Raw genomic sequence first — 22,521 nt, 5'->3', positions numbered from 1 at the left:
AATTATCGGAGAACACCATGTCCCCCTTTATGAAACGCATCGCTGCCAGCAGCCTTCTGGCATTAAGTTTTAGTGCCGGCAACGTCGTCGCACAAACTGCCATTTGCTATAACTGTCCTACAGAATGGGCAGACTGGGGCACGCAGCTAAAAGCGATTGAAAAAGCCACCGGAGTACGTATCCCGGCGGACAACAAAAACTCGGGCCAGTCGCTGGCCCAGCTGGTTGCTGAAAAAGCCAAACCGGTTGCTGACGTAACCTACCTGGGCGTCAGCTTCGCCATCCAGGCCCAAAAAGAAGGTGTAGTCACTGGCTACAAACCCGCAGCATGGGACGATATCCCTGATGGTTTAAAAGACCCTAACGGCGACTGGTTCACGATTCATTCAGGTACCATGGGTTTTATGGTCAACGTAGACGCTCTTGAAGGAAAACCGGTTCCGCAATCGTGGGCCGACCTGCTCAAACCTGACTACAAAGGCTTGATCGGTTACCTAGACCCTGCTTCGGCTTTTGTTGGGTATGTAGGCGCGGTCGCCGCCAACCATGCCTTGGGCGGTACATTGGATAACTTCGAACCAGGCATTGATTACTTCAAAGCCCTACAGGCAAACCAGCCTATAGTTCCTAAGCAAACCTCGTACGCCCGCGTCCTGTCTGGCGAGATTGCTATTTTGCTTGATTACGATTTCAACGCCTACCGTGCCAAATACAAAGACCACGCCAATGTTGAATTCGTAATTCCACAGGAAGGTACTGTTGTCGTTCCCTACGTCATGAGCCTGGTGGCCAACGCACCACACGCTGAAGATGCCAAAAAAGCACTTGATTTTGTCCTCTCTGACGAAGGTCAGGAAATCTGGGCTCGTGCCTACCTGCGCCCTGTGCGCGCCAATGCCATGCCTGAAGACATTAAGGCGCAGTTTTTGCCCGAAACCGAGTACGAGCGTGCTGACGCTATTGACTACAGCAAAATGGCAGAAGTACAGCGCGATTTTGCAGACCGTTATCTAAAGGAAGTTCACTAACTTCATCTCTGCACCATGAGCAAAGCGTCTTTCTTTCCGAGAAGCCAGCGCGCCATCATGCTGGCGTGTCTCGGGCCCACCACCGCGTTTTTCTTCGCGTTCTGGTTGTTGCCCGTCACGCGCCTGGTCATGCTGCCAGCCCAGCAGGGCTGGCAAACCTATTTCGCTGTGCTGACTCACTCGCGCTATTTAAATAGCTTATTAAACACCGTCGTACTGTCGGTGATTGTCACCATTCTTACTCTGATACTAGGAGCCACCGTAGGCATGTACCTGGCACGGCGCCAATTTAGAGGGCGCGAGCTCTTGCTGTCCCTGCTCACGCTTCCCCTGTCGTTTCCCGGGGTTATCGTCGGTTTTTTTGTGATCCTGCTGGGCGGCCGCCAAGGCCCTATCGCCGATTTAACCCAGGCGCTGGGCATGGGCCGTATCACCTTTGCTTACGGGGCCATCGGGCTATTCCTGGCCTACCTGTATTTCTCGCTGCCCCGGGCCATTGCCAATTACACCGCTGCAGCTGAAGCCATGGACACCTCTCTGGAAGAGGCAGCACGTGCGCTGGGCGCCTCAAAATACAACATCACCCGCGATGTCTGGATACCCCAGCTGGCACCCACCACCGTAGCCTGTGGCGCAATTATCTTTGCCACGGCCATGGGGGCCTTTGGCACCGCCTTTACCTTATCGAGCAAGTTCGAAGTGTTGCCTATTTCGATCTACAACGAATTCACCAACTATGCCAACTTTGCCCTGGCTGCTTCCTTGTCCGTTGCCCTTGGCCTGATCACCTGGGCGGTCTTGTTTATCGCACGTATTGTCTCCGAATCAGGCAACCGTACTCTGGGGCGTCCGGCATGAGTCAAACCCTAAACAAAAAAGCCCCAATACTCAGCGTCATTACCTGGCTGGTCTGCCTGTTCATGATCCTGCCCATGCTGCTATCTATTTATGCTGGCCTGATCAATAATTTCAGTGTCGGATACAAAAGTGGATTTACCTTTCGCTGGATTAACGAAGTCTGGAGCGTCTACGGTGGCACAGTGGGCTGGTCGATTGCGATTGCCCTGGCCTGTGTGGCCAGCACCCTGATCATCGGCGTTCCCTGTGCTTATGCATTGGCTAGAAACCCTTCTCGCTGGGCCCGTGCTTTCGAAGAACTCATTACCCTTCCCGTCGCTGTCCCCGGCCTGGCTTCCGCGCTGGCCCTGATTTTGGCTTACGGACAAATCAGTTTCTTTCGCCAAAGCTTCGCCTTCATCCTGGTGGGCCATATTGTTTTCACCTTGCCCTTCATGGTGCGTACTGTCGCTTCGGCCCTGCAAAAAAACGAGCTTATCGCTATTGAAGAAGCGGCACGCACGCTGGGTGCCAGCTTTCCACGCCGTTTTATAGGCGTAATAGTGCCTGCCGTTTTTCCTGCAGTAGTGGCCGGATCCATGATGGTATTTACCTTGTCGATTGGCGAATTCAACCTGACATGGATGCTGCATACCCCGCTTACCCGTACCCTTCCCGTCGGGCTGGCCGATAGCTACGCCTCAATGCGCCTGGAAATCGGCTCGGCCTACACCCTGGTGTTTTTTGCCGTAATTTTACCGGTGCTCTGGATTATGCAAACGGTAGCGAATATCGTGCAGAAGAACTACGGAAACTAATCTAATGATGATGCAACTAGAAAGAATCAGCGTCGATATTATTAACGGCGCAAAAACCTATGCCGACGGCACGCAAGGGCTCAAACCCACCCAACTGCATATAGAGCCGGGCGAAGTCATGGCATTGCTGGGCCCCTCTGGCTGCGGTAAAACCACATTGCTACGCATGATTGCCGGCCTGGAAACGGCTGACGAAGGCAGCCAGATTCTGTTCGGCACCCAAGATGTCACCCGCCGTCCCGTAGAGGAACGCAATGTCGGCATGGTGTTTCAAAGTTACGCCTTATTCCCGCAAATGAGCGTTCAGGCAAATATCGCCTACGGCCTGACGATTCGTGGGGTGAATGACACCGAGAAAAAAGGTTGTTGGGCAATTAATCGACCTGGTGCGATTAAATGGCCTGGAACACAAACGTCCCGCAGAGCTGTCCGGCGGGCAACGCCAGCGCGTGGCCCTGGCCCGTGCTGTGGCGGTGCGCCCACGAGTGCTGCTGCTGGACGAGCCGCTGGCTGCCCTGGACGCCAAATTAAAAGAAACCTTGCGTGATGAACTGGCCGATCTGCTTCGCCAATTAAGTATTACCGCCATACACGTCACACACGATCAGCACGAAGCGCTTGCCATCGCTGACCGCCTTGCGGTCATGCATGCCGGCAACATCATGCAGGTCGGTCGTGGCGAAGATCTGTATCGCCGCCCCGAGCACCCCTTTGTGGCTGAATTCCTGGGCCGCGTCAACCGTCTGGAACGTGATGAGCAGGCACGGCAGAATGGCATTATTCAGCTTGGCGATCTTGCCATGCCCTGTCCTGCTGCCCTGAAAAACAGCGCGCGTCTGCTGGTGCGGCCTGAAGACATTGAACTGGGAGCTGTCGCCGACGGCTGGGCGACCGCCGAAGTTGCCCATCGCAGCTTTTTAGGCGAACGCATCCAATTACGCCTGAACCTGGCGCACCAGCCTCCCTTAATGGCTGAAGTCAGCAACCAGTGTGCTTTCCGTACAGGTGACCGCATTGGCTTGCGCATTCACCCAGACCGACTTTTGAATTCCGAAGGTGCAGTATGACAACCACCCTTTTTGCGCAGATTACAGATCTGCACATCCGAGAGCCCGGACGACTCGCTTACGGCCGCATCAATACGGCGCCCTATTTAGAAAATGCCGTAGCAGCAATCAACGCCTTGCCACAACAAGTCGAAGCAGTCGTCATCACGGGCGACCTGACTGATTTCGGCCGCGATGCCGAATACGCCCATTTACACGAGCTGCTTGCGCCTCTCAAAGCCCCAATTTATATGATTCCGGGCAACCATGACGAACGCAATCGCTTACGTGCGTGCTTTCCCTCGCACACCTATCTGGACGGTGACAGCAGGTTCGCCCAGTTTGTCGTGCCCGTTGGTCCGCTCAGGCTGATCGCGCTGGACACCGGTGAGATCGGTCTGAGCAGTGGCCGCCTGTGCAAGGAGCGCCTGGCATGGCTGGAAAAAGCCCTGGCAGATAACGCTGAGCACCCTGTGGTTATTGCCATGCACCATCCTCCTTTCGACACCCTGATTGGACATATGGACAAAATTGGCCTGTTGGAAGGCGCTCCAGAACTCGAGGCTCTGGTACGCCAGCATCCGAATGTGGAGCGAATTATTTGCGGCCACTTACACCGCGCTATCGACACCCGCTTTGGCGGAACAATTGCGTCCACCTGTCCGGCCCCTGCTCATCAGGTCTGCCTCGACCTGGCCCCTGATGCAGAGTCCGCATGGTGCCTGGAACCTCCGGCTTACCGCCTTCATGCCTGGGACCCTGGCGCCAATCGTCTGGTATCGCATCTGGCGATGGTAGGCCCCTACGAAGGCCCCTACCCCTTTCATGACATGGGCAAGCTGATCGACTAGCGAATCAGCCACGCGATAAGCTGTATTGCAGGCCGCGACGCAAATGTCTGCGGCCTTCTTTTTAAAATCGTAAACCGGCACGTGTTGTGTGCACGGACTGCGTTACACTCTGCCGACCTTTAACTCATCGACACATCATGGCCCTACGTTCTACGATTTATAAAGCCGACCTGCACATTGCCGACAATGATCGGCCTTATTACGCCACTCATTCGGTAACCGCGGCTAAGCATCCGTCTGAAACCGAAGAACGGCTGATGGTACGCCTGTTGGCCTATGCAGTACATAGTGATGACACGGATAGCCTGGCCTTTGCCTTGGGTTTAAGCGATGCCAATGAACCCGATCTCTGGCGACGCGACTTAACCGGCGCTATTCAACAATGGATTGAAGTCGGCCTGCCAGACGACCGCCGCCTTATCAAAGCGGCCGGCCGTGCCAATGAGGTTATTGTGTACGCCTACGGACGAAATGTAGATGTGTGGTGGAAAGGGATCAGGAACAAGGTGGCAAGAATTAAAGAGCTCAAGATTTTTGTAATCCCTGAAACCGCCTCTGACGCCCTCACCTCGATGGTTGAACGCTCAATGTCCATCAACCTGAACGTCCAGGATAAAACCATCTGGGTATCTAGTGCTAAGGGCGAAGCTACCATTGAGCTTCGCTTACTGTCATAGCGATAGCACTCAGCTAGAGGCTAGCCCCCCACCAAAGCATGGTACTTCCAAGAATCACGCCACTTAATAAGAAAACCGGAAAGGTGTACTTAAAAATCGTGCGCACATGCAGGCCCGCGATGGCCAGCAGAGGCAAGGCGAAAAATGGTTGCAGTAAATTCGTCCATGTATCCCCATAAGAAATGCCCATAATCACGGCAGCCGGATCCACGCCTAAACGAACAGCAGTGTCTATAAAGATAGGGCCCTGTAGCGCAAACTGGGCTCCGGCGCTTGGCACGGAAAAGTTCACCACACCAGCAACAATAAAAGCAATAAAAGGCAATGTGGCTGGCGTGGAAACCGAAATAAAGAAGTCGCTCAGCACCACCACTAATCCCGTGCTGCTCAATATGCCCAAAATCCCCGCATATAAGGGAAACTGAATCAGCACATCCCCTACGGACGATGCCGCTTTTTTGATCAAGTGCATAAGTTCCACGGGTGAGCTAACCATGAACAAGATACACGTCAACATAATCCAGTTCACGATATCCAGGCTTAATGAAAAGCCATTATGCAAAAAATGGAAAACCAGATAAGTCGCTAGGAAAATACCCAGCACTGTCGTCAGAAAACGTTTTTTCTCTAGATGATCAGTCGGGTTTTCAATCGTACTATCGAACTGCTCCTCTGCAGCGGCGCTTTCCTGAGCAAGATTCGAAATTTCATCTGGCTTAACACGCGGACGCAGCCACGCCAGCAATAGTGGCATTAGCACAAGCAACAGCACCAAAGCCGTCATGTTGTAGACCGTAAATACAGTTTCGCTCAAATCGACAATGCGCCCCAATGCCGCCTCGACAAATGAGCCACCAGTAGCCGACGTTAAGGGAATCGTACCGTTGTAGGCCAAGCCTGCGAAAATAAATCCTGAATATGCACCGGCAATTAGCAAAGGAAAATCGACTTTTACACCACGCTGTTTTAGCGAGAACGCTACTGCTTTAGCCAATACCGCTCCTACGATCAGACCCAGCGCCCACTGCACGATAGTGGCAAAGCTCGAAAAGACAGTGACCATGATGTAGGCTTGTATCGCCGTTTTAGGCAAATTCGACACCATCAGCAAAGCCCGTTGAGCTCTTCGCGTGTGTGCCAGCACATGACCAAACATAATGGCTAAGGATATCTGCGTCATAAAAGCCAGCAAACCCGTCAAGCCTTTCCCCCATGCTTCGAATACCTTTGGGATGCCCGCATCCGTATAGATCAATGCGAGCGCCATGACGATAATCGTTAGGATAACGGCGATTACAAACGGCGTTGGCGTCCAACGTTCAAATGCGCGTGTCAGCACATCTGTAACAGTCCTTTTTCTTTTTTCTGTAGCATCCATTTTTTCTCTTTTATCGTTAATTCGATCATGTGATCAAAGTACTTTCTTGATCACTACTGGCAGTCAATGACGCCAGAATCCCTGATCTAGTTATGAATCGTTCTTATGCTATGTTCGACTAACGAACACTTGTTCATTAAACGAACAATCGATACCATATTGAAGCAACGCTTCGTTGTCAAGAAAAAGGTAGGCGCTGCAACGAAGATAGCAATAAGAGAGAAATTTTCAGGGGACGACACAATTACCGATAAGGAATGCCGATCTACGTAAATGTGTAAAATTGATTTGGGATGCGCTGTCTCGGACTGCGCTCACATCCGATAACAAACAACAAAAAGGACGTTTTTTTGGCAAACGCAGATACCTCCCCGACTTCAAAGAAACGTAACGAAAGCGAGCTGCTGCTTTCCTTCGCGCGCGGGTTAGCGGTCATTGAAGTGTTTTCGCGTACTAATGCACCGCAATCAATGGCTGAGATAGCGAAAATGACAAAGTTGCCGCGAGCTACCGTTCGCCGCATTTTGTTTACGCTTAAAGATTTGGGCTATGCCTTGGAAGATGATAAAAAATATTGCCTGACTCCCAAAATTTTAACGCTGGCACAGGCCTATTTAGTGTCTTCCTGCTTGCCCCGCACCATTCAGCCCATACTCGAGGACATAACTAAGCACACAGGGGAATCCTCATCATTTGCGGTTCTTGAGGATACGAATATTATTTATGTAGCACGTTCTTCAGAAGAGAAAATGCGCATTATGAGCGGGTCGTTACACGTGGGAAGCACCCTGCCAGCCTATTGCACCTCAATGGGCAGGGCCATATTGTCGCAACTGTCAAAGAATGAGCAACTCGGTATCCTTAAGGCCTCAAATATTATCCGTCACACCGAATACACCTTGATTAATCTTGACGACATTCTTGAAACCCTGGATAACGATCGAATCAACGGTTATTCAATCGTCAACCAAGAATTAGAGCTTGGTCTATGCTCTATATCAGTAGCGGTAAAAAGCAGGGATAACAAGGTACTGGGTTCATTAAATATCAGCACTCACGTTTTACGTACCGATCCCACCCAGGTAAGAGAAAAATACCTGCCATACCTGGAATCCGCTCTTAAGATGATCAGTCTCTGACCGTTTACAGACAAAGCCTCTGCTGAGTGCAGGCAAGAACTTAATCTTTAGCATCAAGGGGCATTATTCACGGCATCCGCAGGTGCCAACCGTAGCAACGCCCCGTTGGATGAGTCTGTGAGCACATAAACATAACCATCAGGCCCTTGGCGCACATCGCGTATGCGATCGTTGCGGTCGTGCAGCAGACGTTCTTCAGACACGACCGTATCGCCATCCAGCGTTAAACGAATCAGCTCTTTGCTAAGCAAGGCCCCTATGAACAACGAGGACTGCCACTGTGGAAATCGCTCGGCGTCGTAGAATGCCATACCGCTGATTGCGGGCGATTTCTTCCACCAGACCAAAGGCTGCTGCGTACCCGGAACCTCGGTGCCTTCAGCCTCAGGAATACGAAAGCCGGTATAATTTATGCCGTAAGTAGCAAGCGGCCAGCCATAGTTTTTACCCGCCTCTACAACATTGACTTCATCCCCCCGCGCGGCCCATGCTCGTGTACCCAGAGCTCGCCATTCCAGGGGTTCAGCGCCATTCCCTGCGGGTTGCGATGTCCATAAGACCAGATCTCGGGCCTGGCGCCTGCATGCTGCACATAGGGGTTGTCGCCAGGTACCTTGCCGTCGGGAGCAATTCGTACGATTTTCCCTTGCAGTTTGTCCAGATCCTGAGAAGTAGGACGCTGATTGTTTTCTCCGAGCGCCACATACAGCATGCCATCATGGCCGAACACCATACGGCTACCAAAATGGTGTCCTGTCGACAGTTTGGGCTCCTGGGTAAACAGCCGGGTAAAGCCTTCCAGCGTGCGAGCATCGTCTGAAAGACGGCCCCGGCCTACTGCCGTACCCGCTTTATCGCCGTTTGACTCTGCATAACTTAAGTAAATTAGCCGATCGTTGGCAAAATCCGGAGACACTATGACGTCGAGCAAACCGCCCTGGCCGATCGCGGCGACCTGTGGCAAGCCACCGATTGGTTCAGACAAGGCGCCTTGTGCATCAAGCAGTCGCAGACGCCCGGGCTTTTCGGTAATGAGCATGGAGCCGTCAGGCAGAAAGGCCAAAGACCAGGGGTGATCGAGACCTGTAACCACTTCGCCAACCTGCACGTTGCCTTTAGAGGCAACTGGTGCCTCGTTGGCCATGATAAGAGGAGCGGCCGCCAGCAGTAGCCCCCATGATCGTTCTGCACAATAAACGTATGTGAATCATGAAGCACCTCGTGCGATGTGGATTATAGGATGTACCGTGCTCCTGCTTTATTTCCCTATCTGGTCCAGCGCCTTTGCAAGGCTGGCTACCGTACGATCGATATTATGCAGCTTGTCCAGACCAAACAAGCCAATGCGGAAGGTCTTGAAATTCTCCGGCTCATCACACTGCAGCGGTACCCCTGCTGCCGTTTGCAAGCCCACTTCCGCGAACTTTTGAGCTGAATGGAGCTTATCGTCGTCCGTGTAGCTGACCACCACGCTGGGCGATTCAAAACCGCTTGCAGCCACGCTTTTGAAGCCTTTTTCACGCAGCAGCGTCCGCACACTGTCACCGAGTTCTTGCTGTTCGTCGCGTAAGCGCTCAAAGCCATAGCTTTCAGTTTCTGCCATGACGTCGCGTAATATAACGAGCGCATCGGTGGGCAGGGTCGCATGGTAGGCAAAGCCACCCTGCTCATAAGCCTCCATGATCTGCAGCCACTTGCGCAGATCGCAGGCAAAAGAAGAGCTGGTTGTGCTGTCTATGAGCTTACGCGCCGCGGCGCTTAGCATCACCAGAGCGCAACAGGCCGACGAAGTCCAGCCTTTCTGCGGCGCAGTGATGAGCACATCCACGCCTACGGACTGCATATCTACCCAAATCGTGCCCGAAGCAATGCAATCCAGCACAAAAAGCCCGCCCTCGGCGTGCACGGCTTCAGCAACCCGACGCATATAGTCATCTGGCAATAAAATCCCCGAGGCCGTCTCTACGTGGGCAGCAAACACCAGGTCGGGTTTCTGTTCGTGTATAGCGGCAACGACCTCTTCAATGGGTGCTGGGGAAAATGGCGCCTGTGGTCCGTTGTGCTCAGGACGCGCTTTAAGCACAGTTGTTTCCGCAGGGATATTACCCATTTCGAAAATCTGGCTCCAGCGAAAACTGAACCAGCCGTTGCGAATGACCAGGCACTTCTTGTGCGTCGCAAACTGTCGTGCAACGGCTTCCATGCCAAAGGTACCGCTGCCGGGCACCACAATCGCCGACTCGGCGTTATAGACCTGCTTCAGCGTTCTGGAGATATCCTTCATTACACCTTGAAAAACGCCAGACATATGGTTGATGGCACGGTCTGTGTAAACCACCGAGTATTCAAGAAGACCATCAGGGTCTACGTCGGGCAACAAGCTAGGCATAGGGTTTCCTTAAAGAAAAAGCCGGATAATGACGAGAGGCTATTAATAACGGGGTTGAATGACAGAATTAAAAGGTCTTAAGAACCTGAATGCTGGCACCAACCACGATGGATAAGCTGATTTTAGACCATTCCGGCCATGGCTGCGGCTGAGCAACGGCATGACAAGCTGTCAGTAGACCTTAGCTTGGCGTGCCGAACGTCAAGGTGCTTATCTAGAGCACAATCAAGGGCCGTCCAGCACGTGTAGGATGCGGCATGATATGGGCTTCTACACCATAGACCGTATACAGGTGCTTTTGAGTCAGCACGCTAGCCGGTGGCCCACAGGCAAGTATCTTCCCCTCGGCCAGAAGCGCAACACGGTCACTCCAGGAAGCCGCCAGATTAATGTCATGAAGTATTAGCAGTACGCCGATGCGCTCGGTTTGTGCAAGCTCGCGCACGGTTTGCAGCAATCGCTGCTGATGCAAGGGGTCCAGGCTGGCTGTGGGCTCGTCCAGGAGCAGATAGCGCCCCCGCGGATCCTGTGAACGCTGCGCCAGCACTTGCACCAGGACTCTGGCAAACTGCACTCGCTGCTGTTCGCCCCCGGATAAGGCCAAATAGCGGCGTTGGGCCAGATCTTCGAGCTCAGCCTTAGCTAATGCCTTGCTGCTCAAATCATGTACCTGGGCGTTGGACAGCTCCGGAAAAGGATAAGCCCCCATGGCCACGACTTCCATCACTTGCAGGTCAAAGCTTAGACCTGGCTTTTGCGGTAACACCGCACGCGACTGCGCCTGCTGTGTAGTTCTCAGCGATGTCAGTTCGGTGCCGTTCATCAGAATAGCCTGCTTATCGTGCAGGCGCCGATCAAGCTTGAGTTCTCCCGCCAGGGCCGTCAGAAACGTGGTTTTCCCGGCTCCGTTCGCCCCCAGCAGGCACACCACTTCACCCGCCTCAAGCCTGAGCCCTGTACGCTGCAAAACAGTACGCTGACCACGCTGTACCGTTAGTGCCCATGCAGCCAGTTCATCACAGTTATACGTCGTTCCGCCGTGTAAAGCGGAAGGCATATCGGCACGGCTATCCTTGCTCATAAGCTGACCGATCGGCCGCGACTGAGCAGCCAGAAAAAGAAGGGGCCGCCTACCAGGCTGGTCACCAAACCAATCGGTAGCTCAGCCGGGCTCATCACCACGCGTGCCAGCCAGTCAGCCAGCGTTAGCAGCAAGGCTCCGGCAACAACGGAAACCGGCATCAGATAACGATGATGGGCGCCCAGCATCATGCGAACCAGGTGAGGCACCACCAGCCCGATAAAACCAATGCCGCCGGTTACCGCAACCAGCGGCCCGATAATAAGAGCAGTGATGACAATGAGGCGACGCCGGACCCTGACTAGTTCAAAGCCCAGATGGCCTGCCTCCCGTTCGCCCAGCAGCAAGGCGTTGAGAGTGCGCCACTGCAGGCACAGGTATCCCACCAGCAGCGCCGTCCACGGCCCCAGCAAAAAAGGTTTTCCAGTCGGCAGCAGCCAGACTGCCCATGCTCCAAAAGGTGAGATCCCGTAGCTGCGTATCGTTAGCCAGATAGGTAAATACGCCAATAGCGCTGCCAGCAACGGTATTGATGGCGATGCCGGCCAGCAGCAGCCCGGCAACACCACTGTAGCGTCGGCCAATCGAGTAAGCCAGGAAAGTGGCTCCCAGGCTGCCGGCAAAAGCCGCGGCGGCAACAGTGAGAAACCCTCCTGCGGTCATCACAATGGCAAACACCGCCCCGAGCGCCGCTCCCGCCGAAATTCCAACCAGCCCGGGTTCAGCCAGCGGGTTGCGAAACAGCGCCTGCATCGTTACCCCGGTAATTGCCAGTGCCGCACCCGTCAATGCACTGAACAATACCCGCGGCAAACGAATATCGAACAGCACTTTTTGCAGCAATGCTTCGCCCGGCTGCAATTCGCCCCATAAGAGCCGGGGCAGGCTCGACCAGGGAATGGACATCGCGCCGTGGGCGCTGGCGCCCATCATGGCAACGATCAGACAGGCCATCAGAACCAGCAAAACCGGTTGGGGAGGCAGTTTTTCTTGCATGATGAGCGTGGTGCCAATGCGCGCTCAGCGCGCTGCGTTTTTCAGTTGCTGTATCGCTTGCGCGACCCGTGGCCCTATACCCAGGATAAGCAGGTCGTCCATGGCAATGACACGGCCCTGCCCAGCTGCAGGCGTTGCCGAGATACCGGCCTTGCGCCTTACCAGCTCCAGGCCGCCGTTGGCCTCCGCAGAGGCACTGCTTAAGATAATCATATCTGGCGCCAGTGCAGCCAGGCCTTCGGCCGAAATCGGCTTATAGCCCACCTGTTGCTCGAGAACATTCTCCAGGCCCGCAAGCCCCAGCACGGCATTGGCAGCTGTGTCTTGCCCTGCCCCCATCAGCGACCCTGTACGATCAAGCAGTACAAGCGCGCGCCGCGGAGTTGTCTCGATGGTCTGTGCCTGCGCTACCTCGCTGCGGATCGCATCGATAAGCTCGTGACCCTTGTCAGAAGCCTGCAATGCTTCAGCAATTTGGCCGATTCGCAAATAAAGAGAATCTAGCGACGGTGCGTCAGAGACAGAACGTACGGGCACACCCAAACCGCTAAGCCTCTCCAGTATATTGACAGGTCCGGCGTTATCGGACGCGAGCACCAGATCAGGAGCCATGGACAATATCCCCTCAAGAGGTACCGAGCGGTAGTAGCCCACACGAGGCAAACGGGTTGCTTCTGGCGGGTACAGGCTGGAAGCATCGTTGGCAACCAGACGATGACCCTGCCCTAAATCGTAAATGATTTCGGTAACGCTGCCCCCTAGTGAAACCACCCTTTCCGGCGGGGCAGCGCAAGCCGCACCGGCGACAAAGACAGCAAGGGAAAGCAGCCAGTTTCGCATGCTATGCTGCCAGCGGAAAGGGGCAGAAGCTCACCATCAACTGACGCCAGCTATGCAGTTCAGGAACACCTGGCTTACGTGCACCAAAGAACTGCGCGATCATTTCACCGTTATCGGCATAACACTCCAGGGAGGTAACCCAGCCGTCCTTGGACGGTTTGTTCACAATCCAGCTCGAGGCAATCGCCGTCGTATCCAGATGCAGGTTGAAATGAGGATCAAGTACATTGAACCAAGGCCCGGTGCGCCGGAGTTGACTAATGGGACCCGAGTGTATTTGTATCAGGCCACCATTGCCGACGAAACACATAAAAGCAATGTTTTGCCTGGCTACAGCCTGGAGCATGCGTTCGGCAGTATCAACAGCGACTTCTTGAGCAAGATCGGTTCCCACTGCCGCCAGAGCATCAAGCCGCGACGCCTTATGTTTCTGCAGCAGGCCATGAAATTCGTGCGTGTCTTTCAAAGCGAGCCAGTCCGTACGCAATGGCAACGCATCCGGCGTGACCGTCTCCGTCTTCTTATCTGGCAAAGCCTGCGGCTCAGGCCAGACAGCATCAGTATCTGTGTATTTTTCGACCAGGAGGCGGTAGGCCTCCATGTCCGTCTCGCCGGTGCAATACACCTTGTGCAGGGCGCCCCCTGCCTTGTCGAAGAACTGAATGCTTTGCCGGCCGTTATCATTCACTGCCCAGGTACTCTTCCAATTCGCGAAGAACAGGCGCAAGTCGATGTCAGGACCCAGCACAATACCCATGGTTTTGCCGGCCCGGATTTCTTCGTAGCGGCCATGGCGTTCGTGTACGCACCAAGGGTTACGCGTCAACGCCATGACTCGACCCAGACTGCCCAGCTCTTTAAAGATATCCTGCGCGGGTTCGCGCAGCAACGTGGATTGAATATCGCCGCAGCCAGCAGCCACCAGCTCCATTTCGCTCACCGCCATTTTTTCTGCCAACGTGCGTATGCGGGCCTTTGGATCCTGTGCTTTCAGGTCGCTATATCTGGTGCGCAGCGCCTGCGCTTCATGTCCGGATGCTAAATGCACGTGATTTCCTTTTGATTTTGAACAAGTAAAAATAATCGCTGTTAATACTGCCCAACATCGAGAATGATAACCATTCCTATTCACATTCGCAAGGATCAAACTGGCTGCTTATCGCCATGTGGCTCTTTGGTTTTCTTTAACCCCAGCAAGCCGAGTGAGGGGGTCCTGACGATAATACTGCGCAAGCAAGTCATACCAGCATGGCAGCCCGCGTTCCAGCCGCACAGGGTCCACAAAAAAGGCCTCGGTACTGACAGCAAAGAACTCACCTGTATCTGTGGCGGCGTAGGGATCTAGCGGCAACAGATCAAACCACGGTGCAGCCTCGTCTGTTTCAGGATCCACATGGGCGGGAATGGCGCCTTCAGTTTCTGAAAGAGCCGTAGTAAATTCAGTAAATGAGCTTTTGAGCACCTCGCGCCAATGTTTCGTGCTGAGATGCGGGTGTGCGCTTAGGCTGGGCATGCCATCAGCCTCCGAATTTGCGTGCATGTCCAGCTTATGGGCGAACTCGTGTATCACTACGTTGGCGTTATGCGCAGTGCCAGAACGGGCATCTTCCCATGACAAGATCACTGGCCCGCCTTCCCAGGCTTCTCCGGAGGCTTCCTGCAAGTACTCGTGCACCACACCATTTTCGTCTGTTTCATGATACGGAATCACAAAGCCACCCGGATAGAGAATGATTTCTGTCCAGCGCTCGTAGAGCACGGTATCGAGTTTTAAAATGGGCAGCGCCGCCTGGACAGAAATGGACAGCATGATTTCTTCGGTTAGCGTCATACCCTGCACAGCGCCGAAACGCTTGCTGGCCAGCAGCCAGGCGCTTCGCAAGCGCAACGACTGGTCCTCGAGCGGCGACAGCCCCCTTAGAAAAACATGGCCGGATAAGGTCTGACTCCAGAGTTCATCCGTAATCATAGCCAGTTGGCGCTCCACCTGGCGTTGGGTAGCACCACGTCCGGCAAGCCATCTGAACATGCTTTTTCCTTGAGTCGTTCGTTCTGCTGCTGACAGACTAAGACGCAACTACCGCGCGTCCCAGTATCTCAGAGAGCCTGGAATCCAGCTTCGGGATGTCGGAAGTGTTTATGGCAAACTCATTTTCCAGCACTTCCCTGACCTGGCCCACCGAATTGAGCTGCTTTTTTTCTGTTCGGCCATCGAGATGATAAAAAGAATACTGCCTGTTATATAAAGCATGCCGGCCTGTTTCTACCGGACGGGCGGCAACCAGGTCATTTACAAAGAACGAACTGGGATGAGTGGAGGTGTACCAGTTGAAGACTTCGTAATCCTGCAGAACGCATCGCGTCAAATCAAAGACGTAAAGTTCTTGCCAGTCATTTCTTGGCCTGGTTTGCAGGCTGAATGCCTCGCCCTTGCGCATCAGGCGATACGGACCGTGGGGGTTTCCTGCATTTGATCCGCCACGAACCGAATCGGTGCCGTCAGGGTCAGTCCGCCAAACCCGGTATCGGCAATAAATTTGTCTCCTGCTGCCTCCACGAGCAAAAGCATATGACTGCGAGGTGTCTCTACCTCGTCGGGCACATTCATACGGACACGCGCAGCAAGTCCCTCAACGCTAAACCCCATGACTTGCAATACATGCTGGAAAAGCAGATTGTGCTCATAGCAATAGCCTCCCCGTCTCTGCCTGGTGAATTTATCCATAAGTGCATCACTATCCAGCTTTATTGGCTGCCCCATCAACGGCGAGAGATTTTCAAAGGGAATTGAACGTGTATGCTTTACGTGCAGCTCGTGGAACGCTTCGCGAGTGGGCTGACGTGGGCCTTGGTACCCGATGTGTTCTAAATAGGCAGAAATGTCGGTCATATGGCGATTCCTCTGAACGTTGCAGGCGTTTATCTGTCAGAGTAAAACCTCAACTTAGGCTTGGGTCAATAGTGCTTAGTGCTGTGCGATGCGCATGTTTTAGCGATAACGTTAAAAACTGCCCATGAGGGGTTTACTCTTTTGTAAGCTTTTATTATTGTTAGGACACACTATCGTAAACCAGCTCTTGTACCGTTAATTCAAAGCTGCCAAAGTTAGCAGCTGATTTTTTAGATCCTAAGCTTTTTCCTGTCATTTGGAGTGCATTTTGACTGACACCACGAATAAAACGTCTAAGGGCTCAACCACCGGTGCCGGGGCTCCCGCTCCCAGCGACCGTAACTCGTTAACGGTTGGCCCAGACGGCCCCATTCTGCTTCACGACGTACATTTTCTTGAGCAGATGGCACACTTCAATCGCGAAAAAGTGCCAGAACGTCAGCCTCATGCCAAAGGCGCTGGCGCATTCGGTACATTCGAAACCACCGCCGATGTCTCCGCCTACACCAAGGCTGCCCTGTTTCAAAAAGGCTGTACGACCGAAATGCTTGCGCGCTTTTCGACAGTGGCCGGCGAATCAGGAAGTCCCGACACCTGGCGCGATGTGCGCGGTTTTTCACTCAAATTCTACACCGACGAAGGTAACTACGACCTGGTGGGCAACAACACCCCCGTCTTCTTCGTTCGCGACCCCATGAAGTTTCCACACTTCATTCGCAGCCAAAAACGTTTGCCGGACACAGGCCTGCGCGACAACAACATGCAGTGGGACTTCTGGACACATAACCCGGAGACCGCTCACCAAGTCACCTATCTGATGGGTGTACGTGGTTTGCCGCGCACATGGCGTCACATGAATGGCTACGGTTCACACACGTATATGTGGATCAACGCGCAAGGCGAAAAATTCTGGGTAAAGTACCACTTCCATACCCATCAGGGCATGGAGTACTTCAATAATGATGAAGCCAAGGAAATGGCCGGCAGCGACGCCGACTACCACCGCCGCGATCTTTTTGAGTCTATCGCCAAGGGTGAGCATCCAAGCTGGACATTATCAGTGCAGATAATGCCTTATGACGAAGCCAAATCCTATCGCTTCAACCCCTTTGACCTCACCAAGACCTGGTCGCACAAAGATTACCCCCTGATCGAAGTCGGCAAGATGACGCTTAACCGCAATCCCGAAAACTTCTTCGCCCAGATCGAGCAGGCAGCATTCTCTCCTGGCAACACCGTACCAGGCATCGGACTGTCACCCGATAAAATGCTATTGGGCCGCGCCTTTGCCTACAACGATGCACAGCGCAACCGTATCGGCACCAATTTCCATCAGTTGCCTGTCAACAAACCCAAGAACCCGGTTAATACCTATATGTTCGACGGTCAGATGACCTACGAACATAGCGGCAATCAGCCTGTATATGTACCTAACTCGTACGGACGCAGCTATGCTGACAACACCGGCACGATGGAAGACGGCTGGGAAAGCGACGGTGACATGGTACGTAGTGCCTACACCCTGCATGCAGAAGATGACGACTTCTCTCAGCCTGGTGCCCTGGTCCGCGACGTGTTCAGCGACGACCAGCGTAGCCAGCTTGTAGAGACTGTCGCCGGCAGTCTGCTAGGTGGCGTGCGCAGCCCTGTACTTGAACGTGCTTTTGAATATTGGAAGAGCGTAGACCCTGAAGTGGGCCAGCGCATCGAAGATAAAGTACGTGCGGGCCAGGCGCCCGAACCTGCCGCCGGAATGGGCGAAGCCTAAGTTCCGCTAAATAAAAATGAGGTGACTCTGTCACCTCATTTTTTTGCCAGTCGCTGTGTATTTAATCACGCCCGGGTAAAGCAGGCTCCCATGACTATGCTTATGCTGCTTCGGCATTGCCTCCAAAGCATGGCATACGTTTAGGCAGTACGACGGCTTGGCGCCCTGTCCAGGTCCAGAATCGGCCCCACCGGAACGATCCCATTAGGATTGATGCTGTGGTGGCTTCGATAGTAGTGCTGCTTGATATGATCGAAATTGATAGTGGAAGCGATACCCGGCCATTGGTACAGTTCACGCGTATAGCTCCAAACGTTCTCGTAGTCGGACAGGCGTTTAAGATTGCACTTGAAGTGACCGTGATATACGGCATCGAAGCGAATCAAGGTGGTAAACAAACGCCAGTCGGCCTCTGTTATGCGTTCACCCACCAGATAAGCCTGGCGGCCCAGCCTGGCTTCGAGTTCATCCAGAGACGCGAACAGCTTGCTGACTTCCTGCTCATATACATCCTGAGACGTAGCGAACCCCACTTTATATACGCCATTATTGATGGTGTCGTAGATTTTTGCATTGACCGCATCAATCTGAGGCATCAAGGCGTCAGGGGAGTAATCACCCTCTTTTGCACCTATTCCGTCAAACGCCGAATTAAGCATACGGATGATTTCAGAAGACTCATTATTGACGATGGTGTTGCGTTGCAGATCCCAGAGTACGGGTACAGTCACACGGCCGCTGTAAGCTGGCTCTGCCCGCAAATAGACTTCATATAAATAGTCGGCCTGTCCAACAGGATCAGCAATCACTCCGGGGCCGGGTTCAAAGGTCCATCCGTTTTCGCCCATATAGGGATTCACCACCGATACGCTAATTATCTGCTCCAGCCCCTTCAAGGCGCGCAGGATCAACGCACGATTAGCCCATGGGCAGGCCAGCGATACATAAAGGTGATACCGGCCGGCTTCGGCCTTAAAGCCTCCATTACCACTGGGGCCAGCGCTGCCATCAGCCGTGATCCAGTGCCGAAACTGGGCATCGCTACGTACAAACCGGCCACCAGTGCTTGAGGTGTCGTACCATTGGTCCAGCCATTTTCCGTCTACCAGAAGTCCCATAATTATCCTTTAGCCTTAAAAGTTTTTGCCATGCGGCTGTGCGGCAGATAAACACCCGAACTTAGCGATCAGCCTAACCGTTTTCATTGCATAAAGACAGTGGAGCTGAACGAACCGCCATATTTTCACGGAACTGAACCGCGCTATCGCTGCTGTCTATAAACGAAAAATGCCGATGGCGCCATGCTGATTGCCGCTTCCAAAGAATTGGCATCTGCCACATGGCGCCACCGGCTATTCTGTCAGGCTATATCAGGCTTCGATATGGTCAGAAAGCTGTCCCAGGCTAATGGCTTCAGCCAGTTCTGCCTTGACCTCTGCACGGGTTTTGCTGGCTGCATATTGCTGCTCAGGATAGCGTTGCGGGAAGGCCTCATTAAGCTTCACGCCGCTTTCGCCCCTGGTAACGTTGCCCGAACGAACGGCTTCGGCAAGCTCGGCGTTAACCTGTGCGCGTGTCACGCCGGATGTAGCCTGCTGCGCTGCATACTGTTGAGGAAACATCTCGCTCAGCCTTGCGCTGCTTTCGCCCATAACGACATTACCGGACTGGATAGCCTCGGCCAATTCTGCCTTGACCTGTTCACGTGTCAATGACGCGCTTGTGTCGGCCGCCATGGCTTGTCCTGCAAAAAGGGTAGTAAAAGCAAATGCTATAGTTGAAATCTGAGTGCGTGTCATAGTAACAAGTCCTGTTGTTTAAACAATTAATTAATGAAAGCTGCCGCCTGAAACTCACTGATGCGCTTTGCTGAGTTTTTTCTTGTTGGCGGGTTGATGTAGTTACTTTAGTATACCCACCACAATGAATAAATAAGCAAATACAACATGCACTATTTCTATAATACGAATAATATAACTGTAATAAATTAAGGAAAGCTCAATGGATCGTTTGTTGGCGATGCAGGTGTTCGAACGTGTAGCAAACGAAGGCGGTTTTGCAGCGGCAGGCCGGGCAATGGATATATCGCCTCCCGTCGTCACCCGTCTGATAGCCGAACTCGAAGCGCATCTGGGTGCCAGGCTATTTCAGCGAACCACGCGCCGCGTGTCACTGACCGAAGCTGGCGAGGCTTATCTGAATCGCGTGCGCCACATTTTGCAGGATGTCGAAGAGGCGGATGCCGTCGCCAGCGCGCACACAAACCGTCTGGCAGGTCGTTTGCGAATCCATACCCCGCCTGTAATGGCGACTTACGTCATCGCGCCCATGCTATCTGAGTTTCGCCAACGCTACCCGAGCATCATCATCGATATCGAAGTCGAAGCGCATGGTCTGCTGCATATTGAAGATTTCGACATTACCTTATTAGGGGCTGATGTAAATTTCGATGCCGACATCGTGGCTCGTAAAGTGGTGGAATCCGACGTTATTTTGGTAGCCTCACCCTCCTACCTTCAACGGCAAGGAGTGCTCAGTCAACCCCAAGACTTGCTTCAGCACGACTGTCTGCGTCTCAAGCGCCCCGAAACCCCGTTGCAGCCATGGAATCTGTGGTGCGACTCACACTCCAAAAAGGCCGTTGAAATAGATGTAGCGCCAGTGCTTGTGGCCAATCATACCGACACGCTGCTGCGCGCCGCCGTAGACGGCGCAGGCATCACCTCAATGTCGCTTGACATGGTCGCCCCACACTTGACGCGTGGCGAGCTGGTACGGGTGCTAAACCCCTGGATCACCGGCAGGCTGGGAATGTATGCGGCACTTCCGAGCCGCAAGTTCATTCCACAGCGATCCTTGGTCTTTCTTGACTATTTGCTTGAGCATACACGCGAGCAAAACCGCAAAGCCCTGGCAGCGTGCACAGCCTGCTAAACAATCAAGGCTTTTCAGGCAGTGCGAAAACAAATACCGAATGCCCGCCATCAACGACATTTTTCAGTTCGGGGTTCAGCGAGGCCGCTACCGGAGTCTGGGCATTAGGACCCGTAACCACAGCAATATACTGCTTGCCGTCAACGCTGTATGTCATGGGGTGCCCGCCAATCGTGGTATTAAGCTTGACGTTCCATAGTTCCTTGCCATCTTCCTGGTCGACAGCGGCAAAGTTTCGCATGCTGTCACCGGTAAACAGAAGTCCGCCTGCTGTAGTGAGCAATGAAGAACTAAAGATAGGTTTCTGTTTTTTCACCCAAAGAAACTCGCCTGTTTTCACATCAATCGCAAAGACGCGACCGGTGCTGTCTTCGCCAGGAGCAAAAGAGGCAACACCAGAGGCTTGGGCACCTACGGACTCGCCGGTGCGCATTTCAATAGGCAGCGGAGTCAGTTCTTTGCAAGATGAGCTGACAGGAATATACATGGCGTTGGTCATGGGGCTGTAGGCTCCGGCCATCCATAATTTCCCAAGGTCACGGCCACCACAAACAGTAACGGCGTTATCGATCGCCATTGCCATATGCTTGGTGTTGGTAATGACTTTACCGTCGTCCGTAAAGCCTTCCACTACGTCCTGATAAACGGTATCGCGTGCCCAGAGCAACTCGCCAGTGTCACGGTCAAGCACAAAGGCAATGCCATTCTTCCCAGGCACGGATGCCACGACGTCGTATTTTTTGCCCGGCTCTACGTTATCGCTAAGGTAGCTGACTTCGTCTGCCGCAGGCGCAATCTCGCTCTCTACCAGCATACGTTCGAATGGGCTATCCAGATCCCAGTCATCACGGGGAAGATGCTGATAATACCAGGCGACCTTTCCTGTTTCCGCATCAATGGCAAGCGTGCTGTTGGTGTAGAGCACGTCGCCATCGGCCGAACCGCGCAGCACAGCCGGGTATGGAAGCGGCATACCTACGCCCCAGAACAGCATATTGCGTTCTGCATCGTAAGCACCTGTGATCCAGGGTGAACCACCCCAACGGTTTTCAGGCGGTAATCCGCCCCAGCTATCATCAACTTCCGGGCCGCCAATCGTGTTCAGGCGCCAGAGTTCTTTACCAGTCTCTGCATCATGAGCTGTGATGTAGCAGCCGCCCGCTGTTCCGGTAATGCTGCAACCTGATGTGCCTGTGAAGATTTTGCCATCAGCGGCAAGGGGCCCCGCCGTAAAGCTATAGCCTTTTTCCCAGTCAAGTACCTGCACTTCCCATGCGGCCTTACCGGTCGCTGCATCCAGAGCCACCAGCTTGGAATCGGGCGTGGTCATGTAGACCTTGTCTTTATAAAGCGTGAGTGAGTTACGCTGGCGATTGGCCTGCGCATCGTGGTAGCCCCCGTAAATTCCGGAAGTTCCTGACGATACTCCCAGATCAGGTCCCCCGTCGTTGCATCCAGCGCCTGAACAATGCCACGGTTCATGCCCAGAAACATCACCCCGTCACGAACCAGCGGCGCCGTTTCTTGCAGGCCGCCTATAGGCATAGACCAGGACCATTTAAGGCTAAGCTGATTCACGTTTTCTTTATTGATCTGATCCAACGGGCTGAAGGCCTGATTGTCGACAGTTCGACGCCACATCAGCCAGTCTTCCGCCGCAGGTGCCAGAATTTCCTGATCGCTGACTGGCTTATAGTTTTCAACTTGTTGCGCATGGCTCGACAGTGCAAAAAGCACTGCGGCAGAGGTTGCCAAAAGTAGATGTCTTGTTTTCATTGAGTGTCCGATTCTTTAAAATTGTCTAACCCGGGTCAGATGCCTACTAGGCAGTCCGCGGCAAATACTGATA

At 53.5% G+C, this 22,521-nt stretch carries 18 protein-coding genes and 4 pseudogenes; 9 read left to right on the top strand and 13 right to left on the bottom strand.

Annotated elements, in window-relative coordinates; all coding sequences use genetic code 11:
• The first annotated feature begins 17 nt into the window (after positions 1-17).
• The 6 genes and pseudogenes from L1889_RS05130 (at position 18) to L1889_RS05105 (ending at position 5,257) form a co-directional block, all read left to right on the top strand.
• On the top strand, positions 18-1,028 hold the full coding sequence (locus L1889_RS05130) for an ABC transporter substrate-binding protein (RefSeq protein ID WP_238664215.1): 1,011 nt from the start codon (positions 18-20) through the stop codon (positions 1,026-1,028).
• A 15-nt stretch (positions 1,029-1,043) separates the two neighbouring features.
• A complete protein-coding gene (locus L1889_RS05125) occupies positions 1,044-1,886 on the top strand; it encodes an ABC transporter permease (RefSeq protein ID WP_238664214.1) in 843 nt (280 codons plus the stop codon).
• Positions 1,883-2,683, top strand: coding sequence for an ABC transporter permease (locus L1889_RS05120; RefSeq protein ID WP_238664213.1), 801 nt, complete (start codon positions 1,883-1,885; stop codon positions 2,681-2,683). Before L1889_RS05125 ends, L1889_RS05120 begins: the two co-directional genes overlap by 4 nt.
• A 10-nt stretch (positions 2,684-2,693) precedes the next feature.
• Positions 2,694-3,750, top strand: a pseudogene (locus L1889_RS05115) (ABC transporter ATP-binding protein).
• On the top strand, positions 3,747-4,580 hold the full coding sequence (locus L1889_RS05110) for a phosphodiesterase (protein ID WP_238664211.1): 834 nt from the start codon (positions 3,747-3,749) through the stop codon (positions 4,578-4,580). The pseudogene L1889_RS05115 and the gene L1889_RS05110 overlap by 4 nt, the downstream one beginning before the upstream one ends.
• Positions 4,581-4,717: 137 nt before the next feature.
• A complete protein-coding gene (locus L1889_RS05105) occupies positions 4,718-5,257 on the top strand; it encodes a YaeQ family protein (protein ID WP_238664209.1) in 540 nt (179 codons plus the stop codon).
• Positions 5,258-5,270: 13 nt separating this feature from the next.
• Here the strand turns inward: L1889_RS05105 and L1889_RS05100 are convergent, their stop codons facing one another.
• The gene (locus L1889_RS05100; RefSeq protein WP_238664208.1) at positions 5,271-6,596 is read right to left on the bottom strand and encodes a TIGR00366 family protein; all 1,326 of its coding nucleotides are present in this window, start codon (positions 6,594-6,596) and stop codon (positions 5,271-5,273) included.
• A 389-nt stretch (positions 6,597-6,985) separates the two neighbouring features.
• Here L1889_RS05100 and L1889_RS05095 point away from each other — a divergent pair, with 389 nt between their 5' ends.
• The gene (locus tag L1889_RS05095; protein WP_238664207.1) at positions 6,986-7,774 is read left to right on the top strand and encodes an IclR family transcriptional regulator domain-containing protein; all 789 of its coding nucleotides are present in this window, start codon (positions 6,986-6,988) and stop codon (positions 7,772-7,774) included.
• 53 nt (positions 7,775-7,827) lie between these two features.
• Here the strand turns inward: L1889_RS05095 and L1889_RS05090 are convergent.
• The 8 genes and pseudogenes from L1889_RS05090 to L1889_RS05055 form a co-directional block, all read right to left on the bottom strand.
• A pseudogene (locus tag L1889_RS05090) lies at positions 7,828-8,918 on the bottom strand (PQQ-dependent sugar dehydrogenase).
• Positions 8,919-9,032: 114 nt separating this feature from the next.
• The gene (locus L1889_RS05085) at positions 9,033-10,163 is read right to left on the bottom strand and encodes an aminotransferase class V-fold PLP-dependent enzyme (protein ID WP_238664206.1); all 1,131 of its coding nucleotides are present in this window, start codon (positions 10,161-10,163) and stop codon (positions 9,033-9,035) included.
• A gap of 214 nt (positions 10,164-10,377) precedes the next feature.
• A complete protein-coding gene (locus L1889_RS05080; RefSeq protein ID WP_372871715.1) occupies positions 10,378-11,220 on the bottom strand; it encodes a heme ABC transporter ATP-binding protein in 843 nt (280 codons plus the stop codon).
• 20 nt (positions 11,221-11,240) lie between these two features.
• Positions 11,241-12,198, bottom strand: a pseudogene (locus L1889_RS05075) (FecCD family ABC transporter permease).
• Positions 12,199-12,264: 66 nt separating this feature from the next.
• Positions 12,265-13,080: a heme/hemin ABC transporter substrate-binding protein gene (locus L1889_RS05070; RefSeq protein ID WP_238664204.1), complete on the bottom strand. Its 816-nt coding sequence runs from the start codon at positions 13,078-13,080 to the stop codon at positions 12,265-12,267.
• 1 nt (position 13,081) lies between these two features.
• On the bottom strand, positions 13,082-14,128 hold the full coding sequence (locus tag L1889_RS05065; RefSeq protein WP_238664203.1) for a hemin-degrading factor: 1,047 nt from the start codon (positions 14,126-14,128) through the stop codon (positions 13,082-13,084).
• Positions 14,129-14,236: 108 nt separating this feature from the next.
• Positions 14,237-15,109, bottom strand: coding sequence for a M90 family metallopeptidase (locus L1889_RS05060; RefSeq protein WP_238664202.1), 873 nt, complete (start codon positions 15,107-15,109; stop codon positions 14,237-14,239).
• A gap of 37 nt (positions 15,110-15,146) precedes the next feature.
• Positions 15,147-15,970, bottom strand: a pseudogene (locus L1889_RS05055) (arylamine N-acetyltransferase family protein).
• 268 nt (positions 15,971-16,238) lie between these two features.
• On the opposite strand from L1889_RS05055, the gene L1889_RS05050 reads away from it, so the two are divergent.
• A complete protein-coding gene (locus tag L1889_RS05050; RefSeq protein ID WP_238664201.1) occupies positions 16,239-17,738 on the top strand; it encodes a catalase in 1,500 nt (499 codons plus the stop codon).
• Positions 17,739-17,878: 140 nt separating this feature from the next.
• Here L1889_RS05050 and L1889_RS05045 read toward each other — a convergent pair whose 3' ends face one another.
• Positions 17,879-18,856, bottom strand: coding sequence for a glutathione S-transferase family protein (locus tag L1889_RS05045; RefSeq protein ID WP_238664200.1), 978 nt, complete (start codon positions 18,854-18,856; stop codon positions 17,879-17,881).
• Positions 18,857-19,108: 252 nt separating this feature from the next.
• Positions 19,109-19,537: a DUF4148 domain-containing protein gene (locus tag L1889_RS05040; protein ID WP_238664199.1), complete on the bottom strand. Its 429-nt coding sequence runs from the start codon at positions 19,535-19,537 to the stop codon at positions 19,109-19,111.
• A 202-nt stretch (positions 19,538-19,739) separates the two neighbouring features.
• Here L1889_RS05040 and L1889_RS05035 point away from each other — a divergent pair, with 202 nt between their 5' ends.
• Positions 19,740-20,672, top strand: a complete 933-nt coding sequence (locus L1889_RS05035) for a LysR family transcriptional regulator (RefSeq protein WP_238664198.1) — start codon at positions 19,740-19,742, stop codon at positions 20,670-20,672.
• Positions 20,673-20,676: 4 nt separating this feature from the next.
• On the opposite strand, the gene L1889_RS05030 is transcribed toward L1889_RS05035, so the two are convergent.
• Entirely contained in the window at positions 20,677-22,002 is a 1,326-nt protein-coding gene (locus L1889_RS05030; protein ID WP_238664197.1) for an outer membrane protein assembly factor BamB family protein, read from the bottom strand.
• Positions 21,999-22,448 (bottom strand): PQQ-binding-like beta-propeller repeat protein, encoded by a 450-nt coding sequence (locus tag L1889_RS05025; RefSeq protein WP_238664196.1) that lies wholly within the window; start codon positions 22,446-22,448, stop codon positions 21,999-22,001. The genes L1889_RS05030 and L1889_RS05025 overlap by 4 nt, the downstream gene beginning before the upstream one ends.
• Between the last annotated feature and the right edge of the window lie 73 nt (positions 22,449-22,521).

The sequence above is a fragment of the Paenalcaligenes niemegkensis genome (assembly GCF_022230885.1).
Lineage (GTDB): Bacteria > Pseudomonadota > Gammaproteobacteria > Burkholderiales > Burkholderiaceae_B > Paenalcaligenes > Paenalcaligenes niemegkensis.
This window is presented reverse-complemented; position numbering and strand designations above follow the sequence as displayed.

Bases quoted from the DNA above. Each gene is read 5' to 3' on its own strand.
- L1889_RS05030 (WP_238664197.1), bottom strand. From the start codon at position 22,002: ATGACCACGCCCGATTCCAAGCTGGTGGCTCTGGATGCAGCGACCGGT.
- L1889_RS05120 (WP_238664213.1), top strand. From the start codon at position 1,883: ATGAGTCAAACCCTAAACAAAAAAGCCCCAATACTCAGCGTCATTACC.
- L1889_RS05060 (WP_238664202.1), bottom strand. From the start codon at position 15,109: ATGTTCAGATGGCTTGCCGGACGTGGTGCTACCCAACGCCAGGTGGAG.
- L1889_RS05125 (WP_238664214.1), top strand. From the start codon at position 1,044: ATGAGCAAAGCGTCTTTCTTTCCGAGAAGCCAGCGCGCCATCATGCTG.
- L1889_RS05085 (WP_238664206.1), bottom strand. From the start codon at position 10,163: ATGCCTAGCTTGTTGCCCGACGTAGACCCTGATGGTCTTCTTGAATAC.
- L1889_RS05045 (WP_238664200.1), bottom strand. From the start codon at position 18,856: ATGGGACTTCTGGTAGACGGAAAATGGCTGGACCAATGGTACGACACC.
- L1889_RS05080 (WP_372871715.1), bottom strand. From the start codon at position 11,220: ATGCCTTCCGCTTTACACGGCGGAACGACGTATAACTGTGATGAACTG.
- L1889_RS05070 (WP_238664204.1), bottom strand. From the start codon at position 13,080: ATGCGAAACTGGCTGCTTTCCCTTGCTGTCTTTGTCGCCGGTGCGGCT.
- L1889_RS05130 (WP_238664215.1), top strand. From the start codon at position 18: ATGTCCCCCTTTATGAAACGCATCGCTGCCAGCAGCCTTCTGGCATTA.
- L1889_RS05040 (WP_238664199.1), bottom strand. From the start codon at position 19,537: ATGACACGCACTCAGATTTCAACTATAGCATTTGCTTTTACTACCCTT.
- L1889_RS05110 (WP_238664211.1), top strand. From the start codon at position 3,747: ATGACAACCACCCTTTTTGCGCAGATTACAGATCTGCACATCCGAGAG.
- L1889_RS05025 (WP_238664196.1), bottom strand. From the start codon at position 22,448: ATGAAAACAAGACATCTACTTTTGGCAACCTCTGCCGCAGTGCTTTTT.
- L1889_RS05105 (WP_238664209.1), top strand. From the start codon at position 4,718: ATGGCCCTACGTTCTACGATTTATAAAGCCGACCTGCACATTGCCGAC.
- L1889_RS05035 (WP_238664198.1), top strand. From the start codon at position 19,740: ATGGATCGTTTGTTGGCGATGCAGGTGTTCGAACGTGTAGCAAACGAA.